At 60.1% G+C, this 23,836-nt stretch carries 23 protein-coding genes and 1 pseudogene; 14 read left to right on the forward strand and 10 right to left on the reverse strand.

Going from position 1 to position 23,836, the window contains the following annotated elements:
* Nucleotides 1-93 precede the first annotated feature (93 nt).
* From AC244Q_RS19360 to lysS, 5 genes are all read left to right on the forward strand, one after another.
* A complete protein-coding gene (locus tag AC244Q_RS19360; protein WP_128407397.1) occupies nucleotides 94-774 on the forward strand; it encodes a TetR/AcrR family transcriptional regulator in 681 nt (226 codons plus the stop codon).
* 207 nt (nucleotides 775-981) lie between these two features.
* Entirely contained in the window at nucleotides 982-1,821 is an 840-nt protein-coding gene (locus AC244Q_RS19365) for an AraC family transcriptional regulator (RefSeq protein WP_128407398.1), read from the forward strand.
* Between the two features lie 209 nt (nucleotides 1,822-2,030).
* Nucleotides 2,031-2,780, forward strand: coding sequence for a TerC family protein (locus tag AC244Q_RS19370; protein WP_018072717.1), 750 nt, complete (start codon nucleotides 2,031-2,033; stop codon nucleotides 2,778-2,780).
* Nucleotides 2,781-3,024: 244 nt separating this feature from the next.
* Nucleotides 3,025-4,491, forward strand: coding sequence for a glutamate--tRNA ligase (gene gltX / locus AC244Q_RS19375; protein ID WP_012759040.1), 1,467 nt, complete (start codon nucleotides 3,025-3,027; stop codon nucleotides 4,489-4,491).
* Nucleotides 4,492-4,513: 22 nt separating this feature from the next.
* A complete protein-coding gene (gene lysS, locus AC244Q_RS19380) occupies nucleotides 4,514-6,010 on the forward strand; it encodes a lysine--tRNA ligase (RefSeq protein WP_128407399.1) in 1,497 nt (498 codons plus the stop codon).
* Nucleotides 6,011-6,177: 167 nt separating this feature from the next.
* Here lysS and AC244Q_RS19385 read toward each other — a convergent pair whose 3' ends face one another.
* Nucleotides 6,178-6,930, reverse strand: coding sequence for an SDR family NAD(P)-dependent oxidoreductase (locus AC244Q_RS19385; protein WP_128407400.1), 753 nt, complete (start codon nucleotides 6,928-6,930; stop codon nucleotides 6,178-6,180).
* Between the two features lie 132 nt (nucleotides 6,931-7,062).
* Here AC244Q_RS19385 and AC244Q_RS19390 point away from each other — a divergent pair, with 132 nt between their 5' ends.
* Nucleotides 7,063-7,953 carry an AraC family transcriptional regulator gene (locus AC244Q_RS19390; RefSeq protein ID WP_128407401.1) on the forward strand — a complete coding sequence of 297 codons (891 nt, stop codon included), beginning with the start codon at nucleotides 7,063-7,065 and terminating at the stop codon, nucleotides 7,951-7,953.
* Between the two features lie 12 nt (nucleotides 7,954-7,965).
* Here the strand turns inward: AC244Q_RS19390 and AC244Q_RS19395 are convergent, their stop codons facing one another.
* Nucleotides 7,966-8,694 carry a hypothetical protein gene (locus AC244Q_RS19395; RefSeq protein ID WP_017995221.1) on the reverse strand — a complete coding sequence of 243 codons (729 nt, stop codon included), beginning with the start codon at nucleotides 8,692-8,694 and terminating at the stop codon, nucleotides 7,966-7,968.
* A 178-nt stretch (nucleotides 8,695-8,872) separates the two neighbouring features.
* Between AC244Q_RS19395 and AC244Q_RS19400 the strand changes: the two genes are divergently transcribed.
* The 7 genes from AC244Q_RS19400 to AC244Q_RS19430 all read left to right on the forward strand — a co-directional run bounded on the left by AC244Q_RS19400 (nucleotide 8,873) and on the right by AC244Q_RS19430 (nucleotide 15,803).
* The gene (locus AC244Q_RS19400; RefSeq protein WP_017995223.1) at nucleotides 8,873-9,781 is read left to right on the forward strand and encodes a LysR family transcriptional regulator; all 909 of its coding nucleotides are present in this window, start codon (nucleotides 8,873-8,875) and stop codon (nucleotides 9,779-9,781) included.
* 116 nt (nucleotides 9,782-9,897) lie between these two features.
* Nucleotides 9,898-11,058 (forward strand): ABC transporter substrate-binding protein, encoded by a 1,161-nt coding sequence (locus AC244Q_RS19405; RefSeq protein WP_128407402.1) that lies wholly within the window; start codon nucleotides 9,898-9,900, stop codon nucleotides 11,056-11,058.
* Nucleotides 11,059-11,286: 228 nt separating this feature from the next.
* Complete coding sequence (locus AC244Q_RS19410) at nucleotides 11,287-12,273, forward strand: ABC transporter ATP-binding protein (RefSeq protein ID WP_128407403.1); 987 nt, start codon at nucleotides 11,287-11,289, stop codon at nucleotides 12,271-12,273.
* Nucleotides 12,270-13,235: an ABC transporter permease gene (locus AC244Q_RS19415; RefSeq protein WP_128407404.1), complete on the forward strand. Its 966-nt coding sequence runs from the start codon at nucleotides 12,270-12,272 to the stop codon at nucleotides 13,233-13,235. The genes AC244Q_RS19410 and AC244Q_RS19415 overlap by 4 nt, the downstream gene beginning before the upstream one ends.
* Nucleotides 13,225-14,037, forward strand: coding sequence for an ABC transporter permease (locus tag AC244Q_RS19420; RefSeq protein WP_128407405.1), 813 nt, complete (start codon nucleotides 13,225-13,227; stop codon nucleotides 14,035-14,037). Before AC244Q_RS19415 ends, AC244Q_RS19420 begins: the two co-directional genes overlap by 11 nt.
* 14 nt (nucleotides 14,038-14,051) lie before the next feature.
* On the forward strand, nucleotides 14,052-15,479 hold the full coding sequence (locus AC244Q_RS19425) for a gamma-aminobutyraldehyde dehydrogenase (protein WP_128407406.1): 1,428 nt from the start codon (nucleotides 14,052-14,054) through the stop codon (nucleotides 15,477-15,479).
* A 150-nt stretch (nucleotides 15,480-15,629) separates the two neighbouring features.
* Nucleotides 15,630-15,803: a DUF1328 domain-containing protein gene (locus AC244Q_RS19430; RefSeq protein ID WP_003552965.1), complete on the forward strand. Its 174-nt coding sequence runs from the start codon at nucleotides 15,630-15,632 to the stop codon at nucleotides 15,801-15,803.
* Nucleotides 15,804-15,879: 76 nt separating this feature from the next.
* Here AC244Q_RS19430 and AC244Q_RS19435 read toward each other — a convergent pair.
* From AC244Q_RS19435 to tal, 8 genes and pseudogenes are all read right to left on the reverse strand, one after another.
* Nucleotides 15,880-16,538 (reverse strand): annotated as a pseudogene (locus AC244Q_RS19435) (DUF3313 domain-containing protein).
* Nucleotides 16,539-16,697: 159 nt separating this feature from the next.
* Complete coding sequence (locus tag AC244Q_RS19440; RefSeq protein WP_128407407.1) at nucleotides 16,698-18,074, reverse strand: ATP-binding protein; 1,377 nt, start codon at nucleotides 18,072-18,074, stop codon at nucleotides 16,698-16,700.
* Nucleotides 18,071-18,811: a response regulator gene (locus tag AC244Q_RS19445; protein ID WP_017995231.1), complete on the reverse strand. Its 741-nt coding sequence runs from the start codon at nucleotides 18,809-18,811 to the stop codon at nucleotides 18,071-18,073. The genes AC244Q_RS19440 and AC244Q_RS19445 overlap by 4 nt, the downstream gene beginning before the upstream one ends.
* Before the next feature lie 234 nt (nucleotides 18,812-19,045).
* Nucleotides 19,046-19,324, reverse strand: a complete 279-nt coding sequence (locus AC244Q_RS19450; RefSeq protein WP_128407408.1) for a hypothetical protein — start codon at nucleotides 19,322-19,324, stop codon at nucleotides 19,046-19,048.
* A 194-nt stretch (nucleotides 19,325-19,518) separates the two neighbouring features.
* On the reverse strand, nucleotides 19,519-20,010 hold the full coding sequence (locus AC244Q_RS19455; RefSeq protein WP_128407409.1) for a hypothetical protein: 492 nt from the start codon (nucleotides 20,008-20,010) through the stop codon (nucleotides 19,519-19,521).
* 125 nt (nucleotides 20,011-20,135) lie between these two features.
* Entirely contained in the window at nucleotides 20,136-20,582 is a 447-nt protein-coding gene (locus tag AC244Q_RS19460; protein WP_017995234.1) for a DoxX family protein, read from the reverse strand.
* 123 nt (nucleotides 20,583-20,705) lie between these two features.
* The gene (locus AC244Q_RS19465; protein WP_128407410.1) at nucleotides 20,706-21,374 is read right to left on the reverse strand and encodes a DUF1345 domain-containing protein; all 669 of its coding nucleotides are present in this window, start codon (nucleotides 21,372-21,374) and stop codon (nucleotides 20,706-20,708) included.
* A 92-nt stretch (nucleotides 21,375-21,466) separates the two neighbouring features.
* Entirely contained in the window at nucleotides 21,467-22,432 is a 966-nt protein-coding gene (tal, locus tag AC244Q_RS19470) for a transaldolase (protein ID WP_105007430.1), read from the reverse strand.
* Nucleotides 22,433-22,857: 425 nt separating this feature from the next.
* Here tal and AC244Q_RS19475 point away from each other — a divergent pair, with 425 nt between their 5' ends.
* Nucleotides 22,858-23,835 carry a sugar-binding transcriptional regulator gene (locus AC244Q_RS19475; protein WP_113548127.1) on the forward strand — a complete coding sequence of 326 codons (978 nt, stop codon included), beginning with the start codon at nucleotides 22,858-22,860 and terminating at the stop codon, nucleotides 23,833-23,835.
* The last annotated feature ends 1 nt before the right edge of the window (nucleotide 23,836 follow it).

The raw sequence follows: 23,836 nt of genomic DNA on the forward strand, positions 1-23,836 counted from the left end.
AAACCTGTTTTATCGTCATATCAAGATGTATAGAACCAATCGGTTCGATTTCTTTTAAAGAAAAAGCGAAACCGTCAACACGGTTAAGAGGACATGACGCTGAAACCCGACCACGCCGCCGTATTCAGTCCTCCCGCTGCCGGAGGCCGATTTGCCGCAGGCGAAGATCCGGCCAAGCGCCAGCAGATCCTCGCCGGCGCCAAGCGCGTTTTCATGAAGATGGGTTTCGACGCCGCCAGCATGAACGACGTGACGCGTGAGGCCGGCGTCTCCAAGGGAACGCTCTACGTCTATTTCACCAACAAGGAAGAGCTGTTTTCGGCGATGATCGAGACCGAGCGCGCCGCCTTCGTGGCGGCCGTGCGCATGGCGCTTGCCGAACATGACGATCCCGAAGCCGGCCTGTACGAATTCGGGATCAGCTTCGTCACCCATATGACCGATGAAAAGGTCATCAGCGCGATGCGCACCGTTCTCGGCGTTCGCGACCGCATGCCGGTGCTCTGTCAACGCTTCTTCAAGGGTCCGGAAAACCTGCGCACCATCATGCGCGACTTCCTGGAACGCCACATCGCCGAAGGCAGGTTTGAGATCGACGACATCGATCTGGCCGCCGGCCAGTTCCTCGATCTCGCCAGCGGTAGTTTCTTCAAACTCCGCCTGTTCGGAAGCATGGAAGAGCCGCCGTCGCGTGACGAAATCGAGCGCGTCATCCGCGGCGCGATCCGGGTCTTCATGGCCGCCTACGGCGCGCGCCGGCACGAGACCGCCTGACCGCATCCTTGACTGCCGCGCTCCGTCGGCCAAAATCCAGCAATAGCGATCAAATCCGGCTGCCGACTTTTCTTTAAGGAAGAGTCGCAACACTGCATAATTCCTTAAATCGGAATCGATTTAAGGATAAAATTATGCAGCACTTCAAAGTGTTACAGCGTCCTTTGCGCGTCTGGAAAAGACGCGCGGCGCTGTAGGAGAATAAGGATGAGCGCTGTCGGACGGGCGATCTGGTTCATCGAGAGCCATTTCGAAAGCGATATATCGCTGGAAGAGATATCGGAAGCAGCCGGATTGTCGCGCTACCATCTGTCGCGCGTCTTCGGGCTCGTCACCGGCTACTCGATCAGCGGCTATATAAGAGGGCGGCGCCTCAGCCGCGCCGTGCCCACACTGGTCGGCAGCTCATCCACCATTCTCGAGGTTGCGCTTTGCGCGGGCTACGGCTCGCACGAGGCCTTCACCCGTGCCTTCCGCGACCAGTTCGGCATGACGCCGGATGCGGTGCGCAGACAGGGGCACGCCTGTAACCTTGTCTTGCTGGAGCCGATCAGAATGGACCCCGCCCACCTCAACGACCTCGAACCGCCCCGTTTCGAAACCCTCCAACCGATGCTGTTTGCCGGCCTGCAGGAGATCTACCCCTATGGCGGCAATGCCGCCATCCCCTCTCTCTGGCAGAAATTCAATGCCCATTTCGGACATATCTCCGGTCAGAAAGGCAATGTCGCCTACGGCATCTGTACGCATATCGACGGAGAAGCGGAGAAATTCCGCTATATGGCCGCGGTCGAGATCTCCGATGCGGGCGATCTGCCGGCGGATTTTGCAACGCTCAAGCTTCCAGGCCAGCGCTACGTCGTCTTTGCCCATCGCGGCCACGTCTCCGGCATTCCGGCGACGATGAACCGCATTTTTGGCGCATGGTGGCCGACCTCGGGCCTAGAGCACGGCGAGACACCCGACATGTTCGAACGCTACGACGAGCGCTTCGACCCCTATACCGGCATGGGCGTCACCGAAATCTGGTTGCCGATCAGAGCATAATGCCGAAAAGTGCGAGCGGTTTTCGGACGACATCATGCTCTAACTCTTTAATCAAGATTCAATTTTAAGGCCGACCCGGCCTTAAATCCTGTTCCAGGGAATAAAAGTCACATCGGTTTCGTATACCCCCTTGCGGCGCTTGCCTGGCAGGCCGGCGACATTACATTGCGAGCGTCATTACTCATGTGGCGCAAAAGGGATATATGCTGATGCAGGAAATCATGACGCTCATTCAGGATCCGGCCGCCTGGGTGGCGCTCATCACGCTGGTGGTGATGGAAGTCGTTCTCGGGATCGACAACCTGATCTTCATTTCCATTCTCACCAACAAACTGCCGCCCGAGCACCGCGAGAAGGCCCGCAAGATCGGCATCGGTCTTGCGCTCGTCATGCGTCTCGCCCTGCTCGGCACCATCGCCTGGATCGTGCAGCTGACCGAACCGCTGTTTGAAGCCTTCGGCCACGGTTTCTCCTGGAAGGATCTGATCCTGATTGCCGGCGGTCTGTTCCTCGTCTGGAAGGCCACCAAGGAAATCCACCACAGCGTCGATCCGGAAGATCACGGCGAGGACTTCATCGCAAGTTCGGCCACGACAGGCTTTGCATCGGCCATCGGCCAGATCCTTCTGCTCGACCTCGTCTTCTCCGTCGACAGCATCATCACCGCCGTCGGCATGACGCCACATCTGCCGATCATGGTGGTCGCCGTCGTCGCCGCAGTCACCGTCATGCTTGTTGCCGCGACCCCGCTTGCCAACTTCATCGAGAGGAACCCGACGATCGTCATGCTGGCGCTCGCCTTCCTGCTGATGATCGGCACGACGCTGATCGCCGAAGGCATGGGCTTCCATGTGCCGAAGGGCTACGTCTACGCCGCCATGGCCTTCTCGGCGCTGGTCGAGGTGCTGAACATGTTCGCGCGCAACGCCCGCAAGCGAAAACGCGACGCCGCGCATTGAGGCTTGGGCAGGAGGGCGCGGCGGAACCGGCGCGCCCTCACGCATTGCCATCAGGCCGTTCCTGGCGTGTTTTTCTTGACGCGCCCGGTTGAATATGGCCTAAGGCCAGCCGAACGGACGATCGGCGGATAGTGCGGGCTTATGCCCTTTTCCGGCCGGTTTGCCGATGAAGCTATCTGCATCCTTCCGGCCGTACGTCGCTTTCCCATGAAAGCCGTCCGGCATTCATTGACGGGCACACACAATGACAGTTTCCGGGACAGCTACCGGCGTCCGCGTCCGCATCGCTCCCTCGCCGACCGGCGAGCCGCATGTCGGCACCGCTTACATCGCTCTTTTCAACTACCTTTTCGCCAAGAAGCATGGCGGCGAGTTCATCCTGCGCATCGAGGATACCGATGCGACACGCTCGACCCCGGAATTCGAAACGAAGGTGTTGGACGCGCTGAAATGGTGCGGGCTGGAATGGAAGGAAGGCCCTGATATCGGCGGCCCCTACGGCCCCTATCGCCAGTCCGACCGCAAGGAAATGTACCAGCCTTACGGGCAGGAATTGCTGGATAAGGGCCATGCCTTCCGCTGTTTCTGCACACCCGCGCGGCTGGAGCAGATGCGCGAAACCCAGCGCGCCGCCGGCAAGCCGCCGAAGTACGATGGTCTCTGCCTCAACCTCACGGCCGAGGAAGTCACCTCGCGCATTGCCGCCGGCGAGACGACCGTCATCCGCATGAAGATTCCTGCCGAAGGCTCATGCGACTTCACCGACGGCGTCTACGGCGATGTCTCCATTCCGTGGGATTCGGTCGACATGCAGGTGCTCGTCAAGGCCGACGGCATGCCGACCTATCACATGGCCAACGTCATCGACGACCATCTGATGAAGATCACCCATGTGGCACGCGGCGAGGAATGGCTGGCTTCGGTGCCGAAGCACATCCTGCTTTATCGCTATTTCGACTGGGATCAGCCGGTCTTCATGCATCTGTCGCTAATGCGCAATGCCGACAAGTCGAAGCTGTCGAAGCGCAAGAACCCGACCTCGATCTCGTATTACTCCGCGCTCGGCTATATCCCGGAAGCGCTGATGAACTTCCTCGGCCTGTTCTTCATCCAGATCGCCGAGGGCGAAGAGCTCCTTGGTATGGACGAGCTCTCCGAGAAGTTCGACCCGGCAAACCTCTCCAAGGCCGGTGCGATCTTCGACATTCAGAAGCTTGACTGGCTGAACGGCCGCTGGATCCGCGAGAAGCTCTCCGAGGAGGAATTCCAGGCGCGTGTGCTGACTTGGGCGATGGAAAACGACCGCCTGAAGGAAGGTCTGCGCCTGTCGCAGACACGCATTTCCAAGCTCGGTGAGTTGCCCGATCTTGCCGGCTTCCTGCTGAAGTCCGATCTCGGCCTGCAGCCTTCCGACTTCGCCAAGATCAAGTCGCCGCCGGAAGAGATCCTGGAGATCCTCAACACCGTTCAGCCGGATCTCGAAAAGATCTTGGAATGGAATGTCGAGACGATCGAGGCGGAGCTGCGCGCGATCGCCGACCGCATGGGCAAGAAGCTGAAGGTCGTGGTCTCGCCGCTCTTCGTCGCCGTGTCCGGCTCGTCGCGCTCGCTGCCGCTCTTCGATTCCATGGCGATCCTCGGCCGGTCCGTTGTGCGTCAGCGCCTGAAGCTCGCCTCGCAGGCGGTCGCCGCCCTCGTCGGCTCGAAGTAAGAACAGTCAGAGGATTTCGACAATGGCTGACAACAAGACCGAAAACACCCTTTCCTCCGACGCGACGGAAGTGCGCGCCCAGAAGCTGAAGCTGCTGCGCGAGCAGATCGGCGAGGTCTATCCGGCGCATTTCCACCGCACGATGACCAATGCCGAGCTCATCGCGAAATATGAGAATCTGGAACCTGACGTCGAGACGCAGGATGTCGTCACCGTCGCCGGCCGCGTCTACTCGTCGCGCAACTCCGGCATGTTCATGGACATCCACGATGCCGGCGGCAAGACCCAGATTTTCAGTCACAAGGACACGACCCCGGAAGAAGCCCGCGCCCTGCTGCCGATGATCGACATCGGCGACATCATCGGCGTCACCGGCATCGTGCGCCGCACCAAGCGCGGCGAGCTGACGATCAACGCGCAGACAATCACCATGCTGACGAAGTCGCTGCTGCCGATGCCGGAAAAGTGGCACGGCCTCTCCGACATCGAGTTGCGCTATCGCAAGCGCCATCTCGACATCATGACCAACGAGGATTCGAAGCTCCGCTTCCAGCAGCGCTCGAAGATCCTCTCCGGCATCCGCCGCTTCATGGAAAATGACGGCTTCATGGAAGTCGAGACGCCGATGCTGCATTCGGTCTATGGCGGCGCCACCGCCGAGCCGTTCAAGACGCATCACAACACGCTGAAGCTTGACATGTACCTGCGCATCGCGCCGGAACTGTTCCTGAAGCGCACGCTGGTCTCGGGGCTGACCGACAAGGTCTTCGAGATCAACCGCAACTTCCGCAACGAAGGCGTTTCCACCCGGCACAATCCCGAATTCACCATGATGGAGTGTTACTGGGCCTATGCCGATTACGAGGACATCATGGACCTCGTCGAGCGGCTGTTCGAGAGCTTGGCGCTTTCCATTCACGGCACGACGGAATTCCCGTTCGGCGACAAGACCATGTCCTTCAAGGGTCCGTTCAAGCGCGTGCCGATGCCCGATGCCGTCAAGGAAGCGACCGGCATCGACTTCCTCGCCATCAAGACCGATGAAGAGGCGCGCACTGCCGCCAAGGCTGCCGGCTTCGCGGTCGAGAAGGATTGGACCTGGGGGGAATGCCTTGCCTTCATCTTCGAGGAAAAGGTCGAATCCACCCTGATCCAGCCGTCGCACGTCACGCATTTCCCGAAGGATATTTCGCCCTTCGCCAAGGAAGTGCCGGGCGAGCCGCGCCTGGTCGAGCGCTTCGAGACCTATTGCAACGCCTGGGAACTCGGCAACGCCTTCTCGGAACTCAACGATCCCGAAGAGCAGCGCCGCCGCATGGTCGAGCAGCTCGAACAGGCGCATGCCCGCGGCGAAAAGGAAAAGCAGCTGGATGAGGAATTCCTCGATGCCATCGACCAGGGCATGCCGCCGGCAGGTGGCCTCGGCATCGGCGTCGACCGTCTCATCATGCTTCTGACCAACGCGCCGTCGATCCGCGACGTCATCCTCTTCCCGGCCCGCCGCAACAAAGCCGACTGACAACCACACTCTCTAACTGAAAAAACGGAGCGCCCGAAAGGACGCTCCGTTTTGTTTTAGGAAGGCTGGTGAAAGACCCAACCGAAGGACCAACACACAGAGGTTTGGTCGATCACGGAATGACGTTATTTCGTTGGCTTGTGTTATGACCGCGTTCGTCGTCACACTCAGATCATGTAGCCGCCGGCGACCTCGATTGTCTGCGCATTGATCCATGCGCCGTCGTCGGACGCGAGCATGGCGATGACGCGGCCGACATCCTCGGCTTCGCCGATACGGCCGAGAGCCGTCTGTGAGGCAAGCAACGCGGCGAATTCCGGGTTCTTGTCCAGCGCAGCGTCGGCAAGATTGGTGCGGATAGGACCGGGCGAGATAGCATTGGCGCGGATCCGGCGATCGCCGAACTCCTTCGCCTGATAGCGGGTCAACGTCTCAAGTCCGGACTTGAGGGCTGCATAGGGCGCAACACCTGCTGTTGCGACGCGAACGGAAGCGCTCGTTACATTGAGGATCACGCCGCCATCGACCATCAGCGGCAGCAAGGCCTGCGTCAGGAAGAACGGCCCTTTCAGGTGGACATTCATCAGAGCGTCGAACTGGCCCGTCGTCACCGTCTCCATGAGATTGAACATGCCGAAACCGGCATTGTTGACGAGGCAATCGAACGCATCCCGGCCCCAATAAGTGGAAAGCAGCCGTTTCACCTCCGCCACGAAGGCCGGAAAGCTGTCGGCATCACCGACATCGAGGGCAAGCGCAAAGGCTTGACCACCGTCTGCCTTGATCGCGGCGATGACTTCATCCGCACCTGGCTTGTGGCTGTTATAGGTGAGGATGACACCCATGCCGCGCCTTGCGCATTCCTGCGCTGCAGATTGACCAATGCCACGGCTGCCGCCGGTAATGATTGCGATTTTCATCTCTGTCTCCTTTGCTTCGATGGCCGGAAGCTATGGGAAACAGCCGGCCTGCACTCCGCCGGAAACTGCCTCGTTCTTGCCTATTCCTGCTTTTGCCTTGTGCCGTGTCACTTGCTGGGGCAGGATTTCGCCATGCAAACAATGCTCGAAGAGATGCGCCGCTTGACGGCCCACGCTGAAAACCGCCCGACGGAAACCGGCATACCCGGCATACTGATGGTCAAGGGGGAGATCCCCGAACACAAGCTCGGCGCCGTTTATGAGCCAATGGTCAACCTGATCCTTGATGGCAGCAAGACGCTGACGATCGCCGGGCAGGATTATTATTACGATCCAGCGAGCTACTTCGTGATATCGATCGATGTGCCGGCGACGGGCATGGTGCAGCAGGCAGGTTCCGACCGGCCCTATATCGGCGTCAGCCTATCGCTCGATCCGGCAAAGGTCGCAGCGCTTCTCCTGGATCTTCCGCCGCAATCCTATCAGGAGGGACAAACCGGTGGCTATTCCGTCTGTCGCATGACGCCGGAACTTCTGGGTGCCTGGCTGAGGATGCTGCAACTCATGGAGCGTCCGCAGGATATCCCTGCCCTTGCCCCGGCCTACGAACGCGAAATCCTCTATCGCGTGCTGCAGGGACCGCAGGGCTGGATGCTGCGGGATATCGCAGCACCCGATAGCGCCCTGTCGCGGATACGGCTCGCCATTCGCTGGGTTCGCGAGCACTATGCCGAAGCGGTCGAGGTCGAAAAACTCGCCGTCCTCACCGCCATGAGCGTCTCGGCCTTTCATCGCCATTTCAAGGCTGTGACGGCCATGAGCCCGATCCAGTTCCAGAAGCGTATCCGCCTGCTGCAGGCCCGCCAGCTTCTGATTTCCCAGTCCGCAAGTGCATCCTCGGTCGCCTACTCGGTGGGCTACGAAAGCGTCTCGCAATTCACCAGGGAATATGCACGCTTCTTCGGCCAGCCGCCGGCGCGCGACGCCTCGCTGATAAGGGAAAATATCAGGCCTGCCGCCTGATACTTTTTGGGTTTAGTGCCCGCTCTTGGCCGGCGGTTCTTCTGCGGGAGCGGCTTCTGCTGGAGTGGCAGCATCCTTGGCAGCCTGCTCCTGAGCAGACGGTTCCTTGGTCTCCGGCGCTGCGCCGTGTCCGCCGGCGGCTGCCTTGCCCTCACTCTTTGTGGAAGCAACCGCGACTGGGTCGACGCAATCCTCGGGATCCTTGAAAGCGGCGCTGATCATGGCGATCTCGTCGAACGGCATCTCTATCCGCTCGCCGAAGAACAGCCCGTTTTCACTGGCCTTGCCGTCGTAGTAACGCGCTGTATAAGACTTGTCGTCGAGTCCCGGAACGGTCTTGTCGGGATGCGGGATATAGACGACATCAGCGCCGATCGCCCGGCCGCGAATATCGGCGCGCAGTGTCGGTCCGTTTTCGTCAAGCACCACCACCTGGACCAGATCCGGCTTCTGCGCGGCATAAACGGCCTGAGCGACACGAAGCGCGGTCTTGACGCGCGTCATCCCGTCGGTCGGTTCGGTCTTGATGTATTTGCGCACCCAGACGTGGTCCTGCTTCCTGATCGTCACCAGGTTAACGTCGCTGCATTCGAGCCCATAGCCACCACCAGTTGCACCGATCAGCCTGTCCTTGCCGACATACACCGCCGCGCCGCCGGAAACGCCCATGAGAAGAGCGACTCCACCGATGATGATTGCCAATTTCCGGGAGGGCCGGAAGATGCGCAGTAAGGCCTTCACGCCAACTGCTCCGCCATCTGAAACTCCAACGCAGGACAAGTGCTGAGAACGCTAAAGAAATGACGTTTCCGAAAGTTTAAGTGGGCGTGTGAAGCCTGCGCCATTTTGAGAAAACACCAAAAAAGGTCCGCTTTCCAGGCCGCTTGCCACAGCCTGTTCCGCCATGCTCTAAACCCCCATGGCCTTCACGCTTCGCCAGGTTCAATATTTCGTCGCCGTCGCCGAACAAGGTTCGGTGACGCGCGCCGCACAGAACCTTTCGATCTCTCAATCCTCGGTGACGGAAGCGCTGAAGGAGCTCGAAACCGACCTCGGCGTCGCGCTCTTCGAGCGCCATCCGCGCGGCCTGACCATCACCCATAACGGCCACCAGTTCCTGCGTCACGCGACGAAGATCCTGGCCTCCGTCTCCGATGCGCGGACCAGCTTTTCCGGCCAGCAAAGCGCCCTCTCCGGCACGCTGAACATCGGCGTCACCTCACTTGTCGCCGGCTACGTGCTTTCCGACCTGCTGGCGCGATACAGGCGCGCCTGTCCAGGCATCGAGGTCAGCGCCATCGAGGACAATGGCGGTTATCTCGAACATCTCCTGGTCGGCGGCGAATTGGATGTCGCCGTCATGGTGATATCAAACCTGCGCGACCGCATGGCGCTGCAGGCGGAGATCCTGGAAACCTCGCCCTATCGACTATGGCTGCCGATGGGCCATCCGCTGGTTTCGGCCGACATCATCTCGGTCGCCGACATCGCCCGCGAACCGCTGATCATGCTGACGGTCGACGAAATCGAGGAGAACACCGGTAAGCTGCTCTCAGCCCTCGGCGCCCGCCCGCATGTCGCCTTCCGCACCCGCTCGGTGGAGGCTGTGCGCAGCTTGGTTGCAACGGGAGCCGGCGTGGCCCTGCTTCCCGATCTTGTCTACCGACCATGGTCGCTGGAAGGCGACCGCATCGAGAGCCGCGACGTCTCCGGATCGCTGCCGGTCGTCCAGGTCGGCATGGTCTGGCGCAAAGGCTCCAGCCTGCCGCAGGCGGCGCGCGATTTCGTCGGTATCGCCGAGAGCTTAAGATCCGGTCGCATCCGCTGATATCGGAATTTCCGATATCGCCTTTCTGATAAATGAATTTGCGAAAGCGGCTTTTTCGCGTCACCTTTTCATCCGGGAACAAACCGCCACAGAAGTGGCAAACCGGGAGACGGATGATGACGAATCTGTTGAAATCCTGCACGGCAGCGCTCGCCTGCGTGAGCTTCGCGACGCAGGTGATCGCCGCCGAACCGCTGAAGGCCTTGGGCAAGGGCGAAGGTGCGGTCAGCATCGTTGCCTGGGCCGGCTATATCGAACGCGGCGAAACCGACAAGAACTACGACTGGGTCACCGATTTCGAAAAGGAGACCGGCTGCAAGGTTTCCGTCAAGACCGCCGCCACCTCGGATGAAATGGTGTCGCTGATGAACGAAGGCGGCTTCGATCTCGTCACGGCATCGGGCGACGCCTCGCTCCGCCTTATTGCCGGCAAGCGTGTCCAGCCGATCAACACCGATCTGATCCCGAGCTTCAAGACCGTCGACGAGCGTCTGCAGAACGGACCGTGGTATACGGTCGGCGGCGTGCATTACGGCGTGCCCTATCTCTGGGGGCCGAACGTGCTGATGTACAATACCGATGCCTTCAAGGACAAGGCGCCGACCAGCTGGAACGTCGTCTTCGAGGAGCAGACACTGCCCGACGGCAAGTCCAACAAGGGCCGCGTCCAGGCCTATGACGGCGCTATCTACATCGCCGATGCCGCCATATATCTGATGGCCCATAAGCCGGATCTCGGCATCAAGGATCCCTACGAGCTGAACGAGGACCAGTACAAGGCCGCCCTCGACCTGTTGCGCGGCCAGCGCAAGCTCGTCTCCCGCTACTGGCACGACGCGATGATCCAGATCGACGACTTCAAGAACGAAGGCGTCGTCGCCTCCGGCTCCTGGCCTTTTCAGGTGAACCTGCTGCAGGCCGACAAACAGAAGATCGCCTCCACTTTCCCGGATGAAGGCGTCACCGGCTGGGCCGACACCACCATGCTGCACGCCGACAGCGAACATCCGAACTGCGCCTATATGTGGATGGAACATTCGCTGAAGGCCAAGGTCCAGGGTGATGCTGCCGCCTGGTTTGGCGCCGTGCCCTCCGTTCCCGCTGCCTGCAAGGGCAACGAGCTGATAGGCGACAGCGGTTGCGCCACCAACGGCTTCGATCACTTCGACAAGATCAAGTTCTGGAAGACCCCGGTCGCCAAATGCGCCACGCAAAGCGAATGCGTGCCGTACCATCGTTGGGTGTCGGATTATATCGGCGTGATCGGCGGCCGATAATTAGCGTCCTCACTGAGGTGACTGTTGTAGCGTAAGCTCCTCCCCAACCCCTCCCCGCAAAGGGGGAGGGACGTTGAATGGCACCGTCGAATTCCTGCCGAAACGCCAAGGTATTTGCGAAAGGGGTACGGCAGATTAAGCCCCTCCCCCTTGTGGGGAGGGGTTTGGGGCGGGGTTATATGAACCAAGACCGCAGCCTCTCTAAAAGCAAAGAAGCCGGAGCCCCCAATGACGTCAGCCGTCCGTTTCCAGAAGGTATCGCGCCATTTCGGCCAGGTTCGCGCCGTCGACGGCGTCGATCTCGAGATCGCGCCCGGCGAGTTCTTCGCGATGCTTGGCCCCTCCGGCTCAGGCAAGACGACCTGCCTGCGATTGATCGCCGGCTTCGAACAGCCGACCGCGGGCCATATCCAGATCTTCGGCGAGACCGCCGACGGCGTTCCGCCCTATCGACGCAACGTCAACACCGTGTTCCAGGACTACGCGCTCTTTCCGCATCTGAACATCCTCGACAATGTTGCCTATGGGCTGATGGTCAAGGGCGTCGGCAAGGCGGAGCGGATGAAGGCGGCAGGCGATGCCCTTGAGCTCGTCAAGCTGCCGGGTTACGGCGCCCGCCGCCCCGGCCAGCTGTCCGGGGGCCAGCGCCAGCGCGTGGCGCTCGCCCGCGCGCTCGTCAACAAGCCGAAGGTGCTGCTGCTCGACGAGCCGCTCGGCGCTCTTGACCTGAAACTGCGCGAACAGATGCAGGAGGAGTTGAAGAGCCTGCAGCGCGCGCTCGGCATCACCTTCGTCTTCGTCACCCACGATCAGGGCGAGGCGCTGTCCATGGCCGACCGCGTCGCCGTCTTCAACGACGGCAACATCGTCCAAGAGGGCACGCCGCAGGATATCTACCGCCGCCCGAAGAACCGCTTCGTCGCCGATTTCGTCGGCTCGTCGAACGTCATCGCGCCTGATCTGATGGCCTCACTCGGCGGCGAAAGACGCTGGGCAAGCCTCCGTCCCGAAGCAATCCGGCTGGCAGGCGACGGTGTTGCGGCGCAGGTCGACAATGCGAGCTTCCTCGGCGCAGCCACGCGCCTCACCGTTGGCCTCCGGGGGGCGCGACTGCACGTGATGCTGCCCGCCGGCGCAGATGTGCCTGTCGTCGGCGCCGGCATACGCCTTGCCTGGCAGCCCGGCGATATCCACTACATGGATGACGCGGCATGACGGCGATCTTCATTACCACCGATGAGGCGACATCGATTCTTCCGGGGCGCGGCGGCCTCTTCGGCCGGCTGTCCGATGCCTTCTGGCGGCACCCGAAACTGCTGCTCTTCCTGATGCTGACGCCGCCGCTGCTCTGGCTCGGCATCATCTATATCGGTTCGCTGCTCGCCCTGCTTCTGCAGAGTTTCTTTTCGATCGACGATTTCTCAGGCCTGGTGAATTACGAATTCACCCTTTCGACCTATGCGCAGCTTCTAAACCCGACTAATTTCGACATCATCAGCCGCACTTTCGTCATGGCAGCGCTGGTGACCATCGCTTCCGCCTTGATCGCCTTCCCGATCGCCTACTACACAGCGCGTTATGCGCAAGGCAAATGGAAGGCGCTTTTCTATCTCGGCATCATGCTGCCGCTCTGGTCGAGCTATCTCGTCAAGATCTACGCCTGGAAGCTGATCCTCGCCAAGGAAGGCATCCTCACCTGGATCTTCGAGAAGCTGCATCTCTCCTGGCTGCTGGACGGCATCCTGGACCTGCCTGTTATCGGCGGCAATTCGCTCTCGGTGAGCTACCTCGGCACCTTCATCGTCTTCGTCTATATCTGGCTGCCGTATATGATCCTGCCCACACAGGCAGCCCTCGAGCGTGTGCCCGGTAACCTGATAGAGGCCTCGTCCGATCTCGGCGCCACGCCGCGCCAGACTTTCCGCACCGTGCTGCTGCCGCTGGCATTGCCCGGCATCGTTGCCGGTTCGATCTTCACCTTCTCGCTGACATTGGGCGATTATATCATCCCGCAGATCATCGGCTCGTCCAGGCTCTTCATCGGCCAGGCGGTCTATACCCAGCAGGGAACGGCCGGCAACGTGCCACTGGCGGCCGCCTTCTCCGTCGTGCCGATCGTCATCATGGCGCTCTATCTCTGGCTCGCCAAGAAACAGGGGGCCTTCGATGCGCTCTAACCTCAAGACATCGCGGCTTCCCCTGAAGATCGCAGCTGCCGGCGGGCTGCTCTTCCTGCACCTGCCGATCCTGCTGATCTTCGTCTATGCCTTCACGACGGAGGAAAAGAGCTATCAATGGCCGCCGCCCGGGCTCACGCTGCAGTGGTTCACTGTTGCCTGGAACCGGCCGGACGTCTGGTTGGCGCTTGGCCTTTCCGTGCAGGTCGCCGTCATCGCCACGGCGATCGCGCTGGTGCTCGGCACGCTCTGTGCGGCAGCCGTCAGCCAGACGAAATTCTTCGGCCGCGAGGCGATCTCGCTGCTGGTCATCCTGCCGATCGCCCTTCCCGGCATCATCACCGGTATTGCGCTGCGCTCCGCCTTCAGCCTGTTCGATATCCCGTTTTCGGTCTGGACCATCGTGCTCGGTCACGCCACCTTCTGCGTCGTGGTCGTCTACAACAATGCGGTCGCCCGCTTCCGCCGCACCTCTGGATCGCTGATCGAGGCCTCGATGGATCTCGGCGCCGACGGCTTCCAGACCTTCCGCCATGTCATCCTGCCGAATATCGGCACCGCACTTCTTGCCGGCGGCATGCTTGCCTTCGCGCTGTCCTTCGACGAGGTCATCGTCACCACCTTCACCGGCGGTCAGCAATCGACCTTACCGATCTGGATGCTCGAAGAACTCATCCGCCCGCGCCAGCGCCCCGTGACCAACGTGGTCGCCATGGTCGTCGTGCTCGTTACCTTCCTGCCGATCCTGGCAGCCTATTACCTCACCCGCGACGGCGACCAGATCGCCGGCGCCGGTAAATAAAAAGGGAGAACATCATGGATATCCAAATGCTGATCGGTTCCCGCTTTGAAAAAGGCACGGAAACGGAAGAGCACGTCCTGAACCCCAAGACGGGCGAGACGGTGCTGGACCTTGCCGAAGCGTCGCTTTCCCAGGTTGACGCTGCAGTCGACGCCGCCGAGAAAGCCTTCACGAGCTGGTCACAGACAACGCCCGGCGAGCGCTCCGGCTACCTGTTGAAGATCGCCGATGCAATCGAAAAGGATGCCGCCGGCTTTGCCGCACTGGAGGCGCTGAACTGCGGCAAGCCGATCAATGCGGTGCTGAACGACGAAATCCCGGCGATCGTCGATTGTTATCGCTTTTTTGCGGGCGCCGTGCGCAACCTGCACGCACCGGCGGCCGGCGAATACCTGCCCGGCCACACCTCGATGATCCGCCGCGATCCGATCGGCATCGTCGGCTCGATCGCGCCGTGGAACTATCCGCTGATGATGATGGCCTGGAAGCTGGCGCCAGCGATCGCCGGCGGCAATACCGTCGTCTTCAAGCCCTCGGAGCAGACGCCGCTGACGGCGCTGAAAATGGCGAAGCTGCTCTCCGAAATCCTTCCCGAAGGCGTCGTCAACGTCATCCTCGGCCGTGGTGAAAGTGTCGGCAACGCCCTGATCAATCACGCCAAGATCGGCATGGTCTCGATCACCGGCGATGTCGCAACCGGCAAGAAGGTACTGCAGGCCGCGGCCAAGACGGTCAAGCGCACCCACCTGGAACTCGGCGGCAAGGCCCCGGTCATTGTCTTCGATGATGCCGATATTGATGCGGTCGTCGCAGGCATCCGCACCTTCGGCTATTACAATGCCGGCCAGGACTGCACCGCCGCCTGCCGCATCTATGCCGATGCCAGGGTCTACGACAATTTCGTCGCCGACCTCTCCTCAGCCGTCTCGAGTATCCGCTTCAACCAGGCCGACGATACAGAAAACGAGATCGGCCCGCTGATCTCCAAGCGCCAGCGCGACCGCGTCGAAAGCTTCGTCGCCCGCGCTTCCGAACACAAGCACATGGAGATCACCGCCGGCGGCAAGGTTTCCGGCGACAAGGGTTTCTTCTTCACGCCGACGGTCATTGCAGGCGCCCTGCAGGACGACGAGATCGTCCGGCGCGAGGTCTTCGGCCCGGTCGTCTCGGTCACCCGCTTTTCCGATGCCGACGACGCCGTTGCCTGGGCAAACGACAGCGACTACGGCCTGGCCTCCTCCGTCTGGACCAAGGATATCGGCCGCGGCATGAAGACCGCCGCCCGCCTGCAATATGGCTGCACCTGGATCAACACGCATTTCATGCTGGTCAACGAGATGCCGCATGGCGGCCTCAAACAGTCGGGCTACGGCAAGGACATGTCGGTCTACGCGCTGGAAGACTACACCGCCGTACGCCACGTGATGATCAATCACGGCTGATCGCCGGGAAAGGCAAGGCTACGAAATTCAACGCAATGCCCATCGGTAGCACTGGGAGGGTGCTCCACACAGATCGCCATTCCATTCAAGCGACCTGGAACATTTTCCCGGTTGCTGCGTCTTTCCCAGGCAAACGCAAAGGATGATGTCATGCTGAAATGGGCTCTGATATTTTTCGTGATTTCGATCATCGCCGGCTTCTTCGGTTTCTCGGGTGTCTCCGCCGCTACCGCGACGATCGCCCGCGTTCTCTTCGGCATTGCGCTGGTGATCTTCCTGATCTTCCTTGTCCTTGCGCTGATGGCCGGCCAGGCCATCCTGTGAGCGGGCGCGGGGCCGCTGCGTCTTGCGCTTGCGGCCCTCGCCGTCTGTTGTCGCCACAACCCCTTTGCTCTTGATCCTATTTCAACTCGGCGAGCAGAGCGTCGGCACCTTTACGGACGCCCACCATGGAGGCATCCATCGCCGTAAAGCTTGCGCCGATATTCATCGCATTGGATACTGCTTGGTGACATAGGAAGACAGGAGACGATTGCTCGATGCATCATAGATCTCCACGGCATAATTCACCGAGCCGGTCATCGAGCCTTCCCGGCCGCGAGCGGCCTGGACGGTGTTGTACAATCCGCCTGCAACGTCGATGCGCGTGACCGTTCCGAGGACCGCAGTCGTTGCCTTGGCGCCCGTCAGCGTCAGATGCAATCTGAGAGTTGCCGGAGCGACTGCGCTGACGACCGCAAAGCGCGTCTTCAATCTTTCGGTGAATTGAGTCTGCATGTAATTGGCCAGGAAGATCCTGTCTTTTTCCGGAAGCTTGCCAAACTGACTGTCAGGACCGTTATAGACGGTTACGGGATCGACGATGATCCGGTTGTACTGGCTCCAGTTGACTTTCGTCTGATAGCGATACGGCACGCGGCCGGTTTTATCCTCAGTGTTCGGCTGGAGCTGTGATGCCGAAGCAAGTCCGGAATAGACCGTGGGGTCAGGGGTCGTGCATGCGGCAACGCTCGAACAGGCGAGTATCAGTGCGGCGCCGACTTTCAAATTTTTTATCAATGACTTGGCTCCAGCTTTGGAAATGCCGAATGGCATCTGCTGGCAGCGGTTTTATGGAATTCGAATGTTGCTGTGTTTGCTATGATATGCGGAAATGTTCGTGAGCCGTGTTCGCTCCGAAGCAGCGCGACGCGTGATGACGCGACGGCCGGGCAATAGTCATTGTGATGAAGGGATCGGCGGCGCGCCTTCGGGTTGCATCCCCTGAGGGGCGGGAAGATCGATCACGACGACCAGGCCGGTTGGCGTCCTGTCCAGCAACGTCAACTGTCCATTGTGCGCTTTGGTGACAATTCCTTTGGCGATCGGAAGACCGAGCCCAAGCCCGGAGCCGCCCTGGGCACCGATCTGGCGGGATTTATCCACTTTGAAGAACGGCTCCAGAACTTTCGCCTTCGCCTCATCGGTCAAACCAGGGCCGTTGTCGCCCACCGATATTTTGATCCCGCCATCATCACGAGATTCTAAATCGATTTCGACTTGCGTTGCGTAGCGCGACGCATTCTCGACCAAATTCGTGATCGCGCGTGTCAACGCCTGAGGTTTGCAGACAAACGCCAGTCGCCGCAGGCCGGCGAACCGCACATCGACGCCGGTGTCGGAGAAATCCGTCGCAATCGTCTGCAGCAGGCTCGAGATATCGACCTTCAGATCGACCGCCCTCACGGATGGATCCTTGAAATAGGCCAGGCACTCGTCGATCATGAAATTCAAGGTGGCGATATCGCCCAGCATCAGGCTGCGAAGCTCCGGCTCTGCGGAACGCTCGGCACGCATCCGCAATCTCGTCAGAGGCGTCCTGAGATCATGACCCACGCCACTCAGCATTCTTGTTCGATCCTCCGCCATGCTCTGGATGCGATCGCTCATGACGTTCAGTGATTCCGCCAGGCTTCGAATCTCGGCTGCGCCGTCCGCTTCGAAAGGTTTTTCCCAACTGCCTTCCATGCTCACTCGTTTTGCAGCGGCGGCAAAGTGCCTCAGAGGTTCGGTGATGAGCCAGCTGCTGAAATATGCGAGCAGCACCAATGGGATGACGATTTTCAAAAACCCGCTGGCGGCGGCTGGAACGAACCAGACGTAGCTGGGAAAAACCGGTAGCTGAAAGACAAGGGCACGCTTGTCGTCGATTCCGACGGTCAGGATATCAGGGTGCGATTGACCGATGACGAAGCGATGAAATGCCGCGAAAATATTATCGGCGAGGATTGCATTGATACGCGCCACCAACTCGCTTGGAGATACCATCTGCTGTTGGCCGGCAAGCGGCCGATCCAGGGACAATTTTTCGACCCCAACACCGAGTGCCGCTGCTCTCTTGAGAACGGCGACTTCATCTTGCGCTGAACTTGCCTGGGAAAATTGCTCCGCGACCATTGCCGCTCTGGCAGCAAACAGGCCGTTTTGAAACCCGCGGTCATGACGGCCGTAGATATAAGGCTCCATGGCGGTCGCCACCACGGAAACGAGCACGACAAGCAAGGTCGCCAATATGAGGATCTGGCTTTGGATCGAAGCGCGCCGAAAATTTCTCAAGAGAGACGCTCTACCTTGGATGCGAAGAGATAACCGCCCAGCCGCACCGTCTTTATGAACGTCGGATCTTTCAGATTTGGTTCGATCTTTTGCCTGACCCGGCTGATGTGGGCGTCGATGCTGCGCTCGACCGGCCCCGCCGATCCTGCATGTGTCATCGACAACAGCTGTTCGCGCGTCAAAACCTTGTTGGGATTGCAGCAGAAGGCCAGGAGGATATCGAACTCCGCGGTTGTCATGGAAACCTGCGCGCCGTCGGCGTCGTGGAGTTGACGGCTTTTTGGATCGATGCGCCATCCCGAGAACATCATCGGTCCAAGTGCTTCCTCCTGATGATGCGCATATGACGCCCTGCGGAGAATACTCTTGATCCGGGCCAGCAGCTCGCGGGAGTTGAATGGTTTCGTGACATAGTCGTCGGCTCCGAGCTCCAGGCCGAGAATGCGGTCGATATCCTCCTGGAGCGCCGTCAACATCAGGATTGGCACCGAGCACGCCGCACGAAGCCGCCTGCAGATGCTGAAACCGTCCTCGCCCGGCAACATCGCATCGAGGACGATGAGATCGAATTGCTGTCGCACCATCATTCGATCCATAGCCGCGCCGCTTTCCACCGACGAGGCCTCGAAGCCGCTGCTTCGGACAAGATCCACCAGCATATCCGCGATGGCGGGATCGTCTTCGACGATGAGGATATGAGCCTGATTGGGAGCTGCCATTTCATATGCCATCGTCATTCGTTCTCTTGCCGGGAGATGCCCTTGGCGCGAAATTACCACGTTCACCGTGTCTCGGTCAGGCGGCCTCGTCGACTGTCAATCGCGGCGGCTAATCTCCGCAGTCAATCAGACACCACACGATATCGGTCGCCGCGCCGACGCGGTCTCCGCCTTCAGGATATCAAGTATCGTGCAATGCTATATTCGATAATGTTGAGATATGTTGCGGGACTGCCAATGCGGAGTCCGGCGTCAAAACTGGCTTTCGGGATCGCCGCTGATTTCCACCTTGTCACCTAGGATGGCGCTGTCAATGATGACCGTGGCGATGAAACACATCCGGACGACCAGCAGGCAAAAGAACACCAGAGAGACGACCGCCGTCGTATAAAATTTCAACGCCGAGCGCTTCGGGAGCCCTGCGGTGAGCTTATCGAGAGCGCGTCTGGCGAGACGACCGATCGCCACCAGCAGGAACAATGCCGTGATGATATATCCGCTTGCCGATGCTGCACCGAGCAACTGAAACATGAGAAGACATCCGCACCACGTAAAAAGCTCCGGTCTCGGAATGACGTTTTCAAGCCGCCGAAACCCGGTAGAAATATGCTCATAGGAATCGTCCGGAACGAGGCGCAGCGTGGCCGGCCGGAGAGACGGGGCCGGGTCATCGGGATCTGAATCAGGCGAAGACCGGTCCGTTGGCGACGGGAATTCGGTCACCTCTAATCGGCTCGTTCTGCGCTGGGCGCAGCGCGGCGGCTTAAAAGAAGGGATGTGGCGGCACGCCACCGGGATGCCTTCGCCGTGCCTGCAATCACCGTCTCGTTCGCAGCAGGGGCTCTCTGGACTGCAGCAATTCTGCCTGTCCTTGACTCGGTAAGGGCCGAGATCCTTCTCAGAAATGCATCGCTGTCGAATTCCTTCGAGGAGTGAACCGCCTTCGTGGCCGGCTGGACGGCATGGAAAAACACCTCGAGATTGATGACCGGTATCGGCTTGATGTTTCGGACCATATCGATGTCCGCCCGTATCGTTACGGCCAGAAAATATCGATCCGAACGCAAGGCGTCGAAGAGCTCCGGTATTGAGGACACCGCCGTCGCGGCATATCCGTTCTCATTCAGCTTCGAGACGATATCGCAGGCAGCATCTTTTCCGAGAAAGACGAGAATTGGTTTTTGCTGGTTGCTTTGCGCGGAAGACATCACTGGCACACTCCTGACCTGTCGCCAAAAGTTTAGCCCGCATCGACGCTTCTGTTTGTTCGGTTTTATTCGATTTTGTTGCGCCCGCGAGCGCTCAAGAAATTCAGCCTAAGACGGCCGTCCTCCGTGCATATTTAGGACAACACCGCCTTGAGCCAGGGATGCATCCCGGCCCGCTTTCTCAGCAGCTTGTCGATCGATATCGATCCCGCACCCGAAGCCGCCAGCACGAACATGCCGCCGGCAATCGCCAGGTCCTTCTCGAAATGCAGCAGTTCGTTCTGGCTGGCAAAATTCGTGTGGAAGAGCAAGGCGGTCGCCAGGCAAAAGAGCGCCAATGCCGATGCGCCAAGCCGGCTGAAGAAGCCTGTCGCAACGGAAAGGCCGGCGCCGATCTGAAGGGCAATGGTGGCAAGCGCGACCGGCGCCGACAGCCCCAGTTTCGCGAAAATGTCGAAAGTCGCGGTGATATCTGCCGCGAGTGACCAAGCTTCGTGCAGGAAGATCAGCGACAGCAGAAGCCTGCCGAGAAGAAGAATGAGATCGGCCAGTCGGGGCCGGCTTGAGGCGCTTTCCATCACACCCTCCAATTTGAAGAGCAGGCGGTCCGCCCGCCCGCTCGTGCGCTCAGATCCTATGCTGCCGCTGGACCTGATGGCTCTTTACAGCTCCTCAGATCCTCGCAGCCACTCTGGCAAGATGCATTATAGCAGGCTAGCCCCGACGTTGATCGCAAGCGCCAGGATCGTCGTATTGAACAGGAACGACAGCACGGCATGCAGCAGCGTCAGCTTGCGCATGCTGGTCGAACTGACCGCGACATCCGCCGTCTGTGCGGCAACGCCGATGGTGAAGGAGAAATAGAGAAAATCCCAGTAGCCGGGCTCTTCGATCCCGTCCGGAAACTTCAGCCCACCCTCCTCGTCCGCCCCGCCATAGAAATAATGGGCATAGTGGATGGTGAAGAGTGTATGCAGGAAGATCCAGGAAATCAGGATCGTCAGAACCGCAACACCTGCCCGCGCCAGCGCGACGTCAGGTGCCGCCTCCTTGATCGAATGAAGCTCGAGGCCGATCCCGGCAATGCTGGCAAGGGCGGCACCGATCGACAGAGCCAGCAGGACGGTGTCGGAGAAATCGAGATCCTCCGAACGTTTCCGGATGCTTTCAACCGTCGCCCGCAGCATCTTGCGCCAGCTGAGCGCGACAAAAACGCCGGCGCTGACATTCCAGCCGAACAGGATATTGCCGGCGCTGACGTCGCGTGAGGTCAGCGCCAAGAAGACCACCAGTCCGGCAACAACGGCAAGGATGAAGCTCGCATGCTTGTAGGCAAATGCTGCAAGCGAATTTGCCCGTTCCTCATCCGCCATATCGGTCTCCGACAGCATATGCCCTTGATAACAGCATGAAAAAGGCGCGCCTGCCAGCCGGCAGCCGCGCCTCCGATTGTGGCCGAGCCTTATCAGGCGGCGGCGAGCTGCAGTTCCTTCTGCACCATGGTGCGCAGCGTTCCGAGATCCTTGGCGAAGGCGCGGATGCCTTCGGCGAGTTTTTCCGTCGCCATCGCGTCTTCGTTCATCATCCAGCGGAAGGTCTTCTCGTCGACGGAGACCTTCGGATCCGGCTTGCGGCTCTCCGGCGAGAGCTTGCGCTCCAGCTTGCCTTCATCCTTGGCGAGCTCGTCGAGCAGGTTCGGGCTGATGGTCAGGCGGTCGCAGCCGGCAAGGGCTTCGATTTCGCCGGCGCTGCGGAAGGAGGCGCCCATGACGATCGTCTTGATGTCGTTCACCTTGTAGTAGTTGTAGATTTCACGGACGGAGATGACGCCCGGATCTTCCTCGGCAGTGTAGTCCTTGCCGGTCGACTTCTTGTACCAGTCGAGGATGCGGCCGACGAAGGGCGAGATCAGGAACACTTTGGCGTCGGCGCAAGCGATCGCCTGGGCCTTGCTGAAGAGAAGCGTCAGGTTGCAATCGATGCCTTCCTTCTGCAGCACTTCGGCGGCGCGGATGCCTTCCCAGGTGGAAGCGAGCTTGATGAGGATGCGGTCCTGGCCGATACCGCGATCCTTGTAGGCGGCGATGATGGCCCGCGCCTTGGCTAGCGAAGCCTCGGTATCGAAGGAAAGATCGGCGTCGACTTCGGTCGAGACGCGGCCCGGGACGAGTTTCACCAGGGCTGCACCGACGGAGATGGCGAGGCGATCGGCGACGGCGGAAGAAACGGCTTCGGGATTGCCGCCCTGCTTCTTGCCCCAGGCGACGGCTTCCTTGATGGCGTCGGCAAACATCGGCGTGCCGAGAGCCTTGAGCACGATGCTCGGGTTCGTCGTGCAATCGACCGGCTTCAGGCGGGCGACGGCTTCGATATCGCCGGTATCGGCGACCACGGTGGTAATCTCGCGAAGTTGGTCAAGCTTGGATGTCATGGTCAATAATCCTTGTTGAACTTGGGCTGCGACCGGCGCGAGTTCCGCCGGGCAAAGGTGATCTACCGACAGGTTGTTTGCATGCTGCAGGCGAAAATGCGCGCATCCGTCACGGATGATTCATAAACGTGAAGGACAGTGGCCGTGTTCCGGCCGCGAACGAACGGCTGCTCGCACACAAGCGATACCGCTTGCGGCTGGAAGGCCGGTCGTGACTTTCGGCATGCCCGCACTATGTCCTCCTCGGACGGACAAGAACGACGTGTGTCACCCGGACTATCGCCATTCGCCTTGCGAAAAGTCAAGGACATTTGTGCATTTCAATTGACATAAGTGTCACACCCGTCATTATCCCCGGCAACAAAAGTGTCGCTAAGGCCTTCATCCCATGAGGGATCTAGGGCAGGAAATCGTGCGGAGGAGATGTGGTCAAGCTCAAACGCGGCACGCACACGGCCTATTCGGAGGCATCTTCGCTGCGGCTCAGGGCGGCATGGCTCTATTACAACGAGGGCCTGACCCAGAAGGACGTCGCCGAACAGCTCGGCATCAGCCGCACCACGGTGATCCGCCTGCTCGACGAGGCGATGAAACGCAGCGAAGTCCAGATCTGGATCAACGATTCGATTGGCGACTGCGTTGAACTTTCGGTGAAGCTGGAGCGTGCCTATGGCCTCGACGAGGCGATCGTCGTCCCTGCGCCGGTCAATGGCGACGTCAATTCGCTGGCGAGAAATGTCGGTCTGGCGCTTGGCCAGTTCCTCTCCGAAGCCATCCCCGACGACTATACCATCGGCGTCGGCTGGGGCCGCACCATGACCGCCTCGCTGTCGAGCTTCCGGCCGCCGCGCCGCGCCAATTGCAAGGTCGTCTCGCTGCTCGGCGGCATCGTTGCCGTGCATCAGACGAACCCGATTGATTACACATGGCGGCTGGCAAACCAGCTTGGCGCCGAATGCTACATGTTCCTGGCGCCGCTTCTCGTCGATTCCATCGAGACCAAACGTAATCTGATCGAGAAATGCGGGCTGGACACGATCTACCGCCTCGCCGAGAACCTCGATCTGGCGATCGTCAGCTGCGGCGATATCGGCCCGCATTCGACCTCGCTGTCGGAGGGCTGGATCTCGAAGGCCGAGCTGCAAGAGTTGATCGATGCCGGCTGCGTCTGTGACACGATGTTCAACTTCCTCGACAAGGACGGCAATTCGGTCGACCACTCGATCAATCAGCGCGTCATGTCCGTCGATCTCGACACGCTGAAGGAGGCAAAGCACATCGTGCTCTCCTCCGGTGGCGCCCATCGGGCCGTGGCGATCCGTGCGACGATCAAGCGCATCGGCTGCAACACGCTGATCACCGATGAAAGTGCTGCCCGGGCATTGCTGGAATTGGCGGAATAGA

The organism is Rhizobium sp. CB2179, from assembly GCF_057653455.1.